We start from the raw sequence: 13,204 nt of genomic DNA, 5'->3' as shown, positions 1-13,204 counted from the left end.
CACTGTGGTGGATGTGGATCGAGTGACGTGCTGACCGGGCGGCTACTTCTCGCCGCTGCCGAGGGTGATGCCGCGGATGAGTTGCTTCTGGAAAATGACGAAGACAATGATCAGCGGCAGGCTGCCCACGAGCCCCCGCGCCATCAGATCGCCGAGGTTCGTCGCGGATGCGAAGTTGGATTGGAGAGAGGCGAGTCCCGTCGTGATCGTGAACCACTCGGTTCGAGTGGAGGCGACCAGGGGCCACAGATAATCGTTCCAGGTGAGGACGAAGGTGAAGATTGCCAGAGAGGCCATAGCGGGGCGCGCCAGGGGCAGCATCACCGAGAAGAAGGTGCGCCAGCGCCCGGCGCCGTCGATGCGGGCGGCCTCCTCCATCTCCGGGGGCACCTTACTGAAGAACTGAGTCATCAAGAAGACGCCGAGGGGCGCGGCGAGACGGGGCAGGATCAGCGCCGGATAACTGTTTTGCAGGTCCACGCTGGAAATCATCAGGAACAGCGGAATGAACATCGCCTCCTTGGGGACCATGAGCCCTGCCAGGACGATCACGAAAACGACCCGCCGGCCGGGGAACGCTATGCGCGCGAACGCATAGCCGGCCATCGCGCAGAACACCACAGTCACGACGGTGGTGAGGATGCTGACGATGACACTGTTGAGGAACCAGCGGGGCATATCGCTGCCCTGCAGCACAGTCAGGAAGTTCTGCAGCGTCACCGATCGGGGCAGCAGGCTGGTGGAGGATCGCTGCAGGACGTCGTTGGGGGTGAGTGCCATCGACACCATCCAGATCATCGGCAGCAGCCAAGTAATTGCGGCGACGACGAGCAGGATATGGAAGCGAGCCGAGCGACCCTTCTTCTGTGCCGATCGCGGCCTGTTGCCGGCCACGGTCGGGACCGGCCGCGTCGTGGTGGTTGGGGTAAGGGTGCTCATGAGGTCCTCGCCATCACACGGAACTGGATGGCGGCCACGGCTGCCATGACAACGAACAGGAATACCGAGATCGCGGCGGCGTATCCCAGCTGGTAGTTCTTGAAACCGGTTTCATAGATGTGCTGGATCAGCACGACGGTCGCGGTGCCGGGCCCCCCTCTGGTCATGATGTAAACCTGCCCGAAGATCTGGAAGGACGCGATGAACTGGGTCACGGCCACGAGGATCGTCACGTGAGACAGTCCGGGCACGGTGACGTGACGGAACTGCTGCCACCAACTCGCCCCATCGAGGGAGGCCGCCTCGTAGTAGGCGGGCTCAATGTCTTGTAGGCCGGCCAGGAAGAGGACCATGTTGAAACCCACGCCCCACCAGACGCTGGTGACGATGATTGCCGGCATGGCCAGCGCCGGGTCCGAGAGCCAGGGGATTCCTTCAAGTCCGAACCACCCGAGGAACCCGGCTATGAGCCCGCGGTCGGGATTGAGCATGTAGCTCCAGATCAGCGTCACCGCCGAAATGGGCAGCACGTACGGCAGGAAGAACGCGGCGCGATACACCGCACGCCCGCGTCCCTTCGTATTGACCAGCAGGGCAAGCGCCAACCCCAGTCCGATCAGAATAGGCGTGGAGACGATGGTGAACACGAGGGTGTTTCGCAGCGAAGTCCAGAAGATCTCGTCATTCCATGAACCACCCGGCCCGGGGTGGATGCCCATCAGAACCCACAAGGCCACCCCGAGGGTGATCACCGCGCCGCTGACGACCTTCGAGCCCTTCCGCAACAGCCATAAGCCGCCGGCGGCGAGAGCTAGGACCACCAGACGAGTCCAGAAGTCGTGAGTGACGGACCAGGTGAGGCCGGTGCCGCCGAACATGCGCACGTAGTTCTGGAAACCCAAGAACTCGCGGATCGGGCTGAGGAGATCCCAGTTGAACCCGCTCATGTAGATCGCCTGGAAGACAGGGCCGAGCAGGAAGATCGCGTACACGAGCATGAAAGGTGCCAGGAACAACGCACCGTCGATGAGGTTTCGTCGTCGATTGCCGCGGGGTGCCCGTCCCGGCGACCGCAACACCCCTTCGGTGGCCGCTGGGGCTACCGCGGTGCTCGTGTTCATCGTCATCATTGACTCCTTTGCTGCGTAGCAAATCTAATGTCCATACATTGAACGCAGCAGCGCCCGTTGTCAACCGTATGTTAGTAACGGTTTGGTCGCGGCGAAAGTTTTCGACGTTTGCCGCGTTGCAAATTCCCGCGGGGTGGGGCACCATTACCCGCATGGCACAACGACCGGTACCTCCGCTTTTCTCCGCGGCATACCCTCGGCCCCAGCTGGTGCGGATCTCGTGGCTGAGTCTTGACGGCGATTGGGAGTTCGGGTACGACGAGGACTTCGTCGAGGAATTTCCCGCTCATCTGGAGCGACAGATCGTCGTGCCGTTTCCTCCGGAATCGCCGGCTTCCGGCGTCGGCGAGCTCGGATTTCACCCTGTGGTCTGGTACCGACGAACTCTCTCGGCCGACGAGATCGCGGAGGCCGGGTGGAGCGCGACCGGGCGCCGACTGATCCTGCACTTCGGCGCTGTGGACTACCGTGCCGACGTCTGGGTAAACGAGCGGTTGGCAGGACGACACGAAGGAGGACACTCTCCGTTTTCCTTCGACATCACCGATTTGTTGATGGCGGAACGTGACGTGGTCATCACCGTTCGTGCGGAGGACGACCCGCTGGATGTCGGTCAGCCGCGCGGCAAGCAGGACTGGCAGGAAACGCCACACGGCATCTGGTACGAACGCACCACCGGGATCTGGCAGCCCGTCTGGCTGGAAGCGGTTCCGGTCCATCACATCGACCGGCTGAACTGGTCGCCCGACGTGCCGCGTGCGAGCGTCCTCCTCGAGGTGGAGCTGGCCGCGCGCCCGACGGCGCCCGTGACCGTTACTGTGTCCTTGTCTTACGATGGTGTCGTCCTCGGGGGCGGTCAATGGGAGACCGCAGAACCCCGCTCCAGCAACTCGATATCGCTACACAGACAAACCAACGGGCAGGCCTACGAGGCACTTCTGTGGACCCCAGAGACGCCGCGGCTGATCACCGCCCTGGTCGAAGTCACCGACGCATCCGGCCAGGCGGACACCGTTTCGTCCTACCTCGGTCTGCGAAGCGTCGGAACAAGCCACGGGCACTTCATGCTCAACGATCGCCCCTATTACGTCCGCTCCGTACTCGGACAGGGGTATTGGCCGGAAAGTCATCTTGCCGCTCCGAGCGCGGATGCTCTCCGCGCTGAAGTGGAACTGGCCAAGTCGTTGGGATTCAACGCGATCCGAGTGCACCAGAAGGTCGAAGATCCCCGCTTCCTGATGTGGGCCGACCGCCTCGGTCTGATGGTCTGGGAAGAAGCGCCAAGTCACTTCGAATTCTCCACCACTGCGGTCACCCGGCTGGTCAGGGAGTGGAGCGATGTCGTGCTCCGAGATCGCTCCCACCCGTCGATCGTCACCTGGGTGCCGCTCAACGAGAGTTGGGGTGTGCAGCACATCTCTCACGACCCGGCTCAGTTCAGCTACGCGCAAGCCCTCTACTACCTCACCAAAGCTCTCGACCCCACACGGCCCGTGATCAGCAACGACGGGTGGGAACACACCGAGTCCGACATCATGAGTATCCACGACTATGCCGTCACCGGACCAGAACTTGCGGCCAGCTATACCGACGCCGCGGCCCTCGAATCGGTGCTTTCGGGACTGGGTCCTCTCGGTCGGCGCATGCGTCTCTTGGATCCACCATCCCGCACCGCACCGGTCATGGTCAGTGAGTTCGGCGGAATCAGCTTCGCCCCATCTCATGACGACGGTACCGCCTGGGGCTACGCGACCGCCGCATCGGCGAAGGAGTTCGAATCGATTGTGGGGAACCTGTTCACGGCTCTGCAGTCCAGTCCCGTCCTTGCCGGCTTCTGCTACACCCAGCTGACCGACACCCGTCAAGAGTCAAATGGCCTGGCCGACGCATCCCGGACCCCAAAGCTTCAACCGGAGGTTGTCGCTGCGATCGTTCGAGGCGACGCCGTCGACACGAGTACCCACCGTCGCCCGAGAAAGCCGACCGAGCAGCCCCACGACGTTGCGGCGCGCAGCCAGCGCAAGGCGCAACACCATCAGGAAAGACAACTCGACGGTTCCGTGCTCAATTCGCAGCCCGAGTGAGGCGCGGCGACATCTGGTGATCAGCCCGCGCGAAGGTGGTTCTCGGCAGCGGAGCGGATAACGGTCAGTGCATCCGTGACCACATTGTCGTTGGCGCGGCTGAGGCTGGCGTAGGAGACCACGGCCTGCAGCAGGGTGACGATGGTGTCGAGCTTGATCGTGTCGTTGATCTGCCCAGCGTCCACCGCTTCGCGCAGGCGAGCCAACAGAAGCGCGCGCGTCGGCTCTGCGAATTTCGCCGTCATGCGTGCCAGCATCGACGCGTCCTCCGATGACACCGCTGCGGAGACACGGATGACATCGCCGCTGTATCCGCGGAATCCGTCCTCGCCCCTTCTCAGCCAGGTTTCCAGGTCATCCCAGACATCCAAGGTGCGGGGGAGTAACAGGTCTGGTACCACGACGAAGTCCTCCAGGATCGCCTCGCCAATGACGGCCGCCTTGCTCGGCCACCAGCGATAGATCGTCTGCTTCCCCACGCCCGCTACTGCCGCGATTCCCTCCACTGTCACGCGCTCGTATCCGCGATCAGCTAGTAGTGATGCCGCAGCGGAGAGAATGGCCGTGCGCGCGCGCTCGTCTCGGGGACGACCGCGTTTCGGCACTCCGGGAGCAGTCGCAGCGGACATGGGCAGAGGTTACAGGTCGTGGCTCTTGAATTAACGAGACGAGTCGTATTGAATGTGTTGAACCCACCAATGGAGATGACATGCCCGGCGACATCCCTTACCCGATCCCTTCTTTCCTCAGCGACCACGCCCAGGCAGTCCTGGCTGCTCCGCTTCCTCAAGGGCAGAATCCCCCGCTTGATGACACCGAGGGTTGGTTGCAGATGGTCGCCTACGCCAATGCCGGCGTCGCTCAGCGATTCGGCGCGGTCGACCTGCCAGTGACCATCGAACTGCGCGAGATCGCGGGTGTGCCGGTTTACGTCAGCCGCGGACCCGAAGTGCACGACGAAGACAGCACGCCGCTTCTGGTGGACCTCCACGGCGGTGCATTCATCATCGGAGGCGGCGAGTTGGCGGGGCTGATGACTGCTCCTGACGCCCTGGCATCCGGGATGCTCACATGGGCACCCGACTATCGCATGCCGCCGCTGCATCCATTCCCTGCGGCGATCGACGATGCGCTAGCGGTCTATCGTGCGGCTCTCGAGGTGCGATCTCCTGAAGACATCGCGATCGCGGGCACGTCGGCCGGGGGCAATCTCGCAGCGGCCGTCATTCTACGGATCAAGGATGAGGGGCTTCCTATGCCGGGATCGGTGGTGCTGCTGAGCCCCGAGGTCGATCTCACTGAATCGGGGGACACCTTCCAGACTCTGGCGAAGGCGAGCAACACTCTCGGCAGTCTGCGGGACATCAACCAGCTGTACGCCGGAGGCGTCGAGCTGACCCACCCTTACGTGTCGCCCCTGTTCGGCGATGTCACGGGCTTTCCTCCCACGTTCGTGCAGGCGGGCACTCGCGACCTGTTCCTCTCCAACGCCGTGCGGTTCCATCGCAAACTGCGCGCGGAAGGCGTGGATGCCGAACTGCACGTATTCGAGGCGATGCCGCATGGCGGCTTCGCCGGTGCCCCCGAGGACGCGGAAGTCAGCGTCGAACTGCGCAGGTTCCTGGACAAGCACCATCCGCGAGTTTGATCTGCGCCTGCAGATCAAACTGGGCGCAAAGAGCGACGAATCCGACAGAAGAGCCGCACGTGGATGCGCGTTTCATCGGAGAGGGTCGAGTCGCGAGATCTGCCTGGGAGGCATGCCGATGTCGGTCGGAGGGTGACTGGACGTAGCGCTTTCGATCTCCACGACGTGGAGGGCCCTGAGCGTCGTCGCAGGGGCGGCGTATCGCACATAACAGGTCGCCTATTCAGCGATGAGTCTCACAATGGCTTGGTGATTGTAACGTGAGGCGTTACGCGATACAGTGAATTGGTGATCGTGAGCTTTCGCCATAAGGGCCTCGACGCTCTCTATCGCTCCGGTTCGAAGGAGGGCGTGCTGCCGGCGCACGCCCCGAAGCTCACACGCATCCTCGGCGTGCTGGATGTCGCACAGGCGCCGCCAGACCTCGCGATACCTGGGTATCGCGCTCACGAGCTGAAAGGCGATCTGGCTGGCTATTGGTCCATCTGGGTCAACGGCAACTGGCGGGTGACATTCCGGTTTGTCGGGCAAGATGTCGAACTCGTGGACTATCAGGACTATCACTGAGGGGAGAAGAACATGATGAAGAACCCGCCGCACCCCGGCGCAATCATCGGGGAAGATGTGCTGGGTGAGCTGGGGCTCACTATCGCGGAGGCCGCGGCGCGTCTCGGGATTTCTCGCGTTGCCCTCAGTCGCGTCATCCACGGGCACGCTGGCGTTAGTCCGAATCTCGCGGTGCGGCTCGAGCGTGCCGGTGTCGGCACCGCACGCATGTGGCTCGCGCTGCAGACCAACTACGACCTCGCCCGCGAGGTTGATGGTAAAGGGCACGACGTGCGACCACTCGTTGTAGCCTGATCGCCCCGAACCGATCGTTCGTAGCCAAGGAGCTCGTGCCCACATCCTGCCCACATCCGGAACGGACTCAGCCGGAACGAGACGGATAGGGAGCTGAGCTTGAGCGGCTCGAATCCGCGGGATTCCGCAGTTGCCGGGCAGCGACGGACTGAGATAGATCGAACCTCTTTGGGTTCAAATCCCACCGTCACCGCCAGCGTCGAAGCTCCGAGATACTGCTAGGCGACCAATGGTCAGGAAATCACGCCCGCGCCGTGTTCGAAAGCCTCGTCACGACACTGCACCCCATTGCATCCGCGCTCGTCGAAGATCGTATGGGGACTCCCGTCGCTTCCATCTAGAAGCCATCACGGACATCGAGCGTGTGCGGAGCGGATCGGCCCCCGCCGACGGAATCGCCGGCGCGTCGTGTGACGCGCCGGCGATCCGGAACTGTGCGGGTCAGCGACTCATCAGCCGACGCGCACCAGATCGATGCTGGTCTCGCCGTAGCCATCCGGTGATTGGGTGGTGATCGTGTGCGTACCAGCGCTGAGCCTGAAGGTGCTGGTCGTCACGGGCTTGCCCGCAGCGACGAGGACCTGATTCAGTGACACCCCGTCGACGGTCGTGTTGACGCCGCCGCCAGCCTCGTTGACCGTGTATCGCACGGCATAAGTGCCGGCCGTGACCGTCTTGACCGAGTAGGTGACGGGAATGTAACCACCGGCTGAGAAGTTCGACCCGAGATGGGTCACGGTTCCGGTCACCGCGATCGGAGCCGGAGCGGGGGCAGGAGCGGATGTCGCCACCGGCGCGGGCGGGGGCGGCGTGCGGTGCAGCGGCGCCGCGTGGGCCGAGCCCGCCACGGCGGTGAGCGAGAGCACGATCGTCGCGATGGCGACGAGTGAGCCAGTGGCTCGGCGGTGGATGATTCGCATTTGTGATGCCTTTCGTTCGGGCGTGACGTACGCCGGATTTCCCGATGTTCGGGCCTGAGACAACGGTAGAAACTCCGCAGCAGAGTGTCGTGGCCGAGTCGATGGTAGTCCTCGCAGGGCCAGCGTCCCAGGGCTAGCGTCCGAGGCGGAGGATGGCGGCTTCGCCAGGGCTTCCTGGTTCGGCGTGGTAGACCACGAGCGTCAGTTCGGTTCCCGAGATCGCGAGGTTCTGCACCTGGAGCTCGATACGACCCTCGGTCGGGTGATCGATGAGGGTGTGCCCCCCACCCGCCGGGCTCGCGTCGTGCCGACCCCACAGTTCACGGAAGCGTGGGCTTGCGTTTTGGAGGTCGGCGATCAGTTCCACGAGCTCGGGCGCATCGAGGTCGCGGCCGGCCGACGAGCGCAGGCTCGCCACCAGAACCGCGGTGAAGTCGTGCCAGTTGACATAGCGGCGCCTCGAGTCGGCAGCCAGGAAGATCTCGCGGAACATGTTGCCCCCGGGTCGACACGCCGGCGTGAGCTGAGTAACGGTGGGGGACGCAGCAAGCACCGCGCCAAAGCGACCCACCACAAAGGCGGGCGTACTGCGCCAGACCGAGAGCAACTGAAGGACGCCGGCGGGAACCGTCTCTACACTCGGTGCGTCGGTCACCGTCACGCTGTCCCTGGCCAGTTCCGCGAGGAATGCGGTCGCGGAGGGGTCCAGGTCGAGCGCCGCCGAGAGTGCGGAGAGCACTTGAGCCGAGGGCCGCCGGTCTTTGCCCTGCTCCAGTCGCGTGTAGTACTCCACGCTCACACCCGCGGCGACTGCCAGTTCCGCCCGCGTCAACCCGGCGACCCGACGCCGTGACGAAGGCTGGACGCCGATGGATTCGGGACTGACGAGAGCTCTACGCGCACGAAGATATTCTCCGAGAGGGTGGCCCGCGTTCGAACCCTCAGTCACTGTCACGCCAATGATCATAGGCAGGGCCCGAAGGAGTGGCCCCAATCCTGCCCACTATCACCGCCTATCGCACCCGATCGCCGCTCACACGGCCGGGTTCGAGGGTGGATCCTGCGCCCGCAGGTAATCGCGCCATCCCCCGTAGTCGGTGATGTCGGTCGCCTCCGCCGTCGCGGCAGCGGAAGCGGTGAACCCGACGACGTCACGGCCGTCATCGAGCAGAATCCGGCCCAGTGACATCGGTCGGGGGAGTGCGGCGAGAAACCGACCCAGCGCACCGCGCGACAGCCGCCACACCTCACCGGATATCGGAGCTCCTTCTCCGGACCTGACCTCGACCAGCCCTGGCTTGGCCGGTACCGTGTCCAACGCGAAAAGTCGATACGAGTCACTCGTTCGAATCGGCTCGATGAAACGCGCGCCGAGTTCGATGAGCTGTGAATTAAGCGGTTGCCCGCGCAGATGCGCACCGAAGACAGCGACGTCCGTTCCGGCGTCGATCACGAGGGGGGCCACGGTCTGCCCCAAGAAGGTCGCAGCGATGTCGAAGCCGATCTGATCGTCGAAGGCTCTGCTGACGATGGTCACGCCGAACGGTGAGCCATCGGCGTCGCCCGCAGGGATCGCGACCGCCGCCAGATCGAGCAGGTTCACGAAGTTCGTGTATGTGCCGAGTTCGCGATTGACCCCGAGCGGATCGTCGGCGACCTCGGCGAGCGTGGGGTGACGAGGCACGGTGGGCAGCAGAAGCGCCGAGAAGCCGGAGAGGATCTTGGATGCCGAGCGTTTGGCCTCATCGAGCAACCGAAGATCTTCCGCATAACGCCACGCCGGCAGATCCCGGGCGCGGCGGATGATGGCCGACACTGTGGGATCGGCATTCGCCGGCTCGGTATCCAGAAACGCGCCGACACTCTGGTATCGCTCGGCCACCAACGCTCCGTCATAGAGAAGGAGCGCGGCCTCGAGCAGCGGAGCGATATCGATCTCTTCGGTCTGCACGCCGAATCGCGTGACCTGTTGGACAGCACGTGCGAACGCCGCTCGCCCGCCTGCGCTGAGCGCGACGAGTCCCGACGCATCCGGTATTGCCAACCGGGGAGTCGGAGGGGATGCGAGGGCGACGTCTGCTGGCCACGTGCGCGCCCGCGGATCAACACCATCCGGCCCCGCCATCATCTTGAATGCGATCACGGCCGCCTCGAGGTTCGGTGCCAACACGCTGACCGTATCGAACGATCGGGATGCCGGCACCACTCCGGTGTTGGGGATCAGCCCGAGTGTGGGTTTGAGGCCGATCAGATTGTTGAACGACGCCGGGACGCGTCCGGAACCGGCTGTGTCCGTGCCCAGTGCGACATCCACCAAGCCGAGCGCGACCGCGGTCGCCGACCCCGAGCTGGAGCCGCCCGAGATGCGAAGCGGATCGGTCGCGTGACGCACCGCACCATAGGGACTGCGAGTGCCGACGAGCCCGGTGGCGAACTGGTCGAGGTTCGTCTTGCCGATCACGAGGGCGCCGGCCCGTTCCAGCCGTTCGACCGCCGTGGCAGACCGTTGCGGGAGGTAACTGAACTCGGGCGAACCCGCGGTCGTTGGAAGACCCAGGACGTCGATGTTGTCTTTGACGGCGACGAGCCATCCGGCAAGCGGAAGGTGAGCGCCAGCGGAGAGCCGGCGTTCGATCTCCATCTCCGCCTCCACAGCCTGCGCCTCGGTGCGGAGTGTGATCCACACTTCGGGGCGACCGGAGTCGGCCACGGCGGCAAGCGCCATCCGTACTCGGTCGACCAGTGATGGGGCCAGGGCATTGGTGATCAACGAATCCTCTTCCCCGCCAGATCGTAGGCCATCAGCGCGACCTGCAGCGTGACGCAGTTGCGTTCGTCGTCGAGGTCGAGGTCGAGCACACTGCTGATCAGCGCTAACCGCTCATACATCCAGGGTCGTGAAACGAATGCGATGCGAGCGGCGACCGTCTTGTTGCGTCCCGCGTTCAGATATTGGCGCAGCAGCGCCACCAGATTGCTGCCGCGCTCCTCGTCGTGCAAAAGGAGGGGACCGATGAAGCTTTCCGAGAAGCGCTGAACCCGGGGATCGTCGATGAGGGATACCAGCAGACCGTCGAGTCCTAAGTCCTTGGAACGGACATACCCCTGCGCGGTTCCGATCGTGCTCGCGGCCCGAGCCACTTCCAGCGCCTCGACCAGGGCCTGGCGCGCACCCACGGCGCCGACCGTCGGGCCGGCCACCCCGGTGATCGGGCCGCCATTATTACCGGAGCCGACCGCGACGGCGACATGATCGAGGAACTCGTCGATTTCAATCGTGCGATTCAATGTGACCACCGCTCCGACCGTCTCTCCGTCGACCGGGCCGACGAGGGCTGGACATCCCTTCGCTCTCAGGAATTCGGCGAGTTCCTCGGAGAGCGCGCGGAGGTCACCCTGGCGTTCCAGTGGATCGGTTGAACTGGTTCGGGCCCGGCGCACCGCGAGAGCCAGATTGCTCTGACCGTCGAGAGGCACCCCGATGGCGGCGGACTCGAGCGCGATGTCGCGAGTCAGCTGATCAGAGGAGAGCATGCCTGTCAGCAGACTTCGGTGCGTATGCAACTCGAGGACCTCGCGGTCGCGGTCGAGGAGGCGACCGAGGGCCAGCGTAGAGGCAGCCCGTTCGAGGAGCATGATGGTACTTCTGGGCAGCGACATCAACGGGTCGGACTCGGCACGCACGACGCGGTTGGCGTTGCCGGACACCATAAGGATCAGACGACCCCAGTCCTCCCCTCGGGCACCGACCGTCGTGACCAGCCATCCGGTGCGGGGGTCGTAGTCGGTGGGACGGGCTCCATGGTCGCGCCGAGTGTGCTCGTTCCACTCGGCGAGCACGTCCTGTTTGTCTCTAGTTCCCGTGTCGAAGGCGAGCACCTGGTGGGTCAGGTCTTCTAGTACGACCGCGCAGCCCGACAGCCGCGCCACCTGGTGCAGTGCCGCTTGCGGCTTGCTTCCCTGCACGGCGAGATCGCTGAAAATGACGTGGATGCTTTCGGACGCCTGCAACTCCTGCACCTGCACGTCGACAAGCAGCGAGTGCACTTCTTCGGTGACATCGACGAAGGCCGTCGTCCGTCTCAGTGCGATCAGCGGCAGGCTATGGCGATCCGCTGCCGCGAGCATCGCAGCGGGGAGTGGATGCTGGAAGCGCGGCCCCAGCCCGACGATGATGGCCGAGATCTCGGCATCCGCGAGCCCATCAACGTAGCGCGCCAATTCTGCAGTGTTGTTCGATAGCGCGATACCCGTGGTCAAGATCATCTCGCCGCCACGCAGCAGACCCGCGATGGTCGCTATCTCGCTCACGTGCACCCATCGCACGTGTCGAGCGAGGCCGGCGGCACCCGCAACGACGATCGGATCACCGCGCACGAGAGTGTCCAGTTCCAACACTTCGGCCACGGTGGGTAGCTGCGGCCGCGGCAGACGGTATCTCATCGCGCCATCACCACCTCTCGATCAGGCTCCACAGAACTTTGGCGCCGAGTTCGAGATCGGCGATCGGCACGAATTCGTCGACCGTGTGGGCGTGGTCGGTCGCGCCGGGGCCGAGCACCGTGCACGAAACGCTGCCGGTGAGGGCCGCGACCATGGATGCGTCGGTGTAGGCCTCGTGACCGTCGGCCCCGCCCACCTGGGGTTCGACGCCAGCATGTAGGAGATAGGCGGCGCGAAGGTCGGAGATGATCTTCGATTCCTCCGCCGCGCGCACCGGTGGCCGGGCGGCGCCCAGCATCTCGATCTCGTACCGTGCGGCCGGATGCGAGACCAGCACCGCATCGGCGACGCGTTCGACGATTCTCACGGCGTCTTCGGGAACGAGGGGTGGCACGATCCGCAGGTCGAGTTGCGCCTCAGACAGGGGCGGCACGACGTTCGTCGCCAGTCCGCCCTCGAGCGTTCCACATGTGAAGCGGGGACGACCGAGCAGTTCGTCGTCAAACGGGAGCGCATCGAAGACGATGCGCAGGCGGTCGATGATCCGGGCCATCAGATGGTTCGCGTCGATACCCAGGTGTGCTCTGCCGGCGTGAGCCATCTTGCCGTGGACGCGCAGCGTCAGCCAGCGCAGTCCCATCTGCGCCAGCCGGAGTCGCATCCCCGTCGGTTCCGGCGCGAGCACTTGGTCAGTCGGGCGCAGCATACCGTCGCGAACGAGTTGATGGGCACCGAGCATCCCCGGGGCTTCCTCGTCGACGGTCATCACGAGAAGCACATCCGCGCGAGGTGTGGTCGCACTGACCGCCAGAGCCTCGATCAAGCCGATGCCGAGCGCCATCCCCGCTTTCATGTCGCACGATCCGCGGCCATAGATCTTGCCGTCTTCGATGACGCCTCCGAGCGGCGGATAGGTCCAGCCCGACCCGATCGGCACGGTGTCCATGTGGGCCAGGATGACCAGTCGGGGTGCGCGCGGGTCGCTGCCGCTGATGGTCGCCACGAGATTGTCTCGGCCGGGTTCGACCTCGTGGCGCGTCACCGGAACACCCATTCCGGTGAGCCGGCGCTCGAGCCATGCCGCGCACTCCGCCTCGAGCGGGCCGGGATTCTGGCTGTCGACGGCGATGAGCGATCGAGTGTCTGCGATCACGGTGTCGAGATTGATCATGCGAGGTC

The 13,204-nt window shown here is 64.4% G+C and carries 12 protein-coding genes; 4 read left to right on the top strand and 8 right to left on the bottom strand.

The annotated features are described in order from the left end of the window. Window positions 1–42 precede the first annotated feature (42 nt). Complete coding sequence (locus ACFE6Z_RS13210; protein ID WP_375386155.1) at window positions 43–939, bottom strand: carbohydrate ABC transporter permease; 897 nt, start codon at window positions 937–939, stop codon at window positions 43–45. Continuing rightward, window positions 936–2,066 (bottom strand): carbohydrate ABC transporter permease, encoded by a 1,131-nt coding sequence (locus tag ACFE6Z_RS13205; protein WP_375386154.1) that lies wholly within the window; start codon window positions 2,064–2,066, stop codon window positions 936–938. The genes ACFE6Z_RS13210 and ACFE6Z_RS13205 overlap by 4 nt, the downstream gene beginning before the upstream one ends. A gap of 212 nt (window positions 2,067–2,278) precedes the next feature. On the opposite strand from ACFE6Z_RS13205, the gene ACFE6Z_RS13200 reads away from it, so the two are divergent. Next, complete coding sequence (locus ACFE6Z_RS13200; RefSeq protein WP_375386153.1) at window positions 2,279–4,153, top strand: glycoside hydrolase family 2 protein; 1,875 nt, start codon at window positions 2,279–2,281, stop codon at window positions 4,151–4,153. 20 nt (window positions 4,154–4,173) lie between these two features. Here the strand turns inward: ACFE6Z_RS13200 and ACFE6Z_RS13195 are convergent, their stop codons facing one another. Beyond that, window positions 4,174–4,782 (bottom strand): TetR/AcrR family transcriptional regulator, encoded by a 609-nt coding sequence (locus ACFE6Z_RS13195; protein ID WP_375386152.1) that lies wholly within the window; start codon window positions 4,780–4,782, stop codon window positions 4,174–4,176. A gap of 80 nt (window positions 4,783–4,862) precedes the next feature. Between ACFE6Z_RS13195 and ACFE6Z_RS13190 the strand changes: the two genes are divergently transcribed. From ACFE6Z_RS13190 to ACFE6Z_RS13180, 3 genes are all read left to right on the top strand, one after another. Continuing rightward, window positions 4,863–5,801, top strand: a complete 939-nt coding sequence (locus ACFE6Z_RS13190) for an alpha/beta hydrolase (RefSeq protein WP_375386151.1) — start codon at window positions 4,863–4,865, stop codon at window positions 5,799–5,801. Between the two features lie 288 nt (window positions 5,802–6,089). Beyond that, the gene (locus tag ACFE6Z_RS13185; protein WP_375386150.1) at window positions 6,090–6,368 is read left to right on the top strand and encodes a type II toxin-antitoxin system RelE/ParE family toxin; all 279 of its coding nucleotides are present in this window, start codon (window positions 6,090–6,092) and stop codon (window positions 6,366–6,368) included. A gap of 15 nt (window positions 6,369–6,383) precedes the next feature. Then, window positions 6,384–6,662 (top strand): HigA family addiction module antitoxin, encoded by a 279-nt coding sequence (locus ACFE6Z_RS13180; protein WP_375386149.1) that lies wholly within the window; start codon window positions 6,384–6,386, stop codon window positions 6,660–6,662. Between the two features lie 452 nt (window positions 6,663–7,114). Here the strand turns inward: ACFE6Z_RS13180 and ACFE6Z_RS13175 are convergent, their stop codons facing one another. From ACFE6Z_RS13175 to ACFE6Z_RS13155, 5 genes are all read right to left on the bottom strand, one after another. After that, window positions 7,115–7,582: a hypothetical protein gene (locus tag ACFE6Z_RS13175; protein ID WP_375386148.1), complete on the bottom strand. Its 468-nt coding sequence runs from the start codon at window positions 7,580–7,582 to the stop codon at window positions 7,115–7,117. A 133-nt stretch (window positions 7,583–7,715) separates the two neighbouring features. Continuing rightward, window positions 7,716–8,549, bottom strand: coding sequence for a helix-turn-helix domain-containing protein (locus ACFE6Z_RS13170; protein ID WP_375386147.1), 834 nt, complete (start codon window positions 8,547–8,549; stop codon window positions 7,716–7,718). A 66-nt stretch (window positions 8,550–8,615) separates the two neighbouring features. Next, a complete protein-coding gene (atzF, locus tag ACFE6Z_RS13165) occupies window positions 8,616–10,352 on the bottom strand; it encodes an allophanate hydrolase (RefSeq protein WP_375386146.1) in 1,737 nt (578 codons plus the stop codon). Continuing rightward, window positions 10,349–12,025 carry a PucR family transcriptional regulator gene (locus tag ACFE6Z_RS13160; protein WP_375386145.1) on the bottom strand — a complete coding sequence of 559 codons (1,677 nt, stop codon included), beginning with the start codon at window positions 12,023–12,025 and terminating at the stop codon, window positions 10,349–10,351. The genes atzF and ACFE6Z_RS13160 overlap by 4 nt, the downstream gene beginning before the upstream one ends. A gap of 7 nt (window positions 12,026–12,032) precedes the next feature. Further along, window positions 12,033–13,196, bottom strand: a complete 1,164-nt coding sequence (locus tag ACFE6Z_RS13155) for a M20 family metallopeptidase (RefSeq protein WP_375386144.1) — start codon at window positions 13,194–13,196, stop codon at window positions 12,033–12,035. Between the last annotated feature and the right edge of the window lie 8 nt (window positions 13,197–13,204).

The sequence above is a fragment of the uncultured Microbacterium sp. genome (genome assembly GCF_964244775.1).
Lineage (GTDB): Bacteria > Actinomycetota > Actinomycetes > Actinomycetales > Microbacteriaceae > Microbacterium.
The sequence above is the reverse complement of the archived record's forward strand: the minus strand, read 5'-3'. Positions and strand labels throughout refer to the sequence as shown.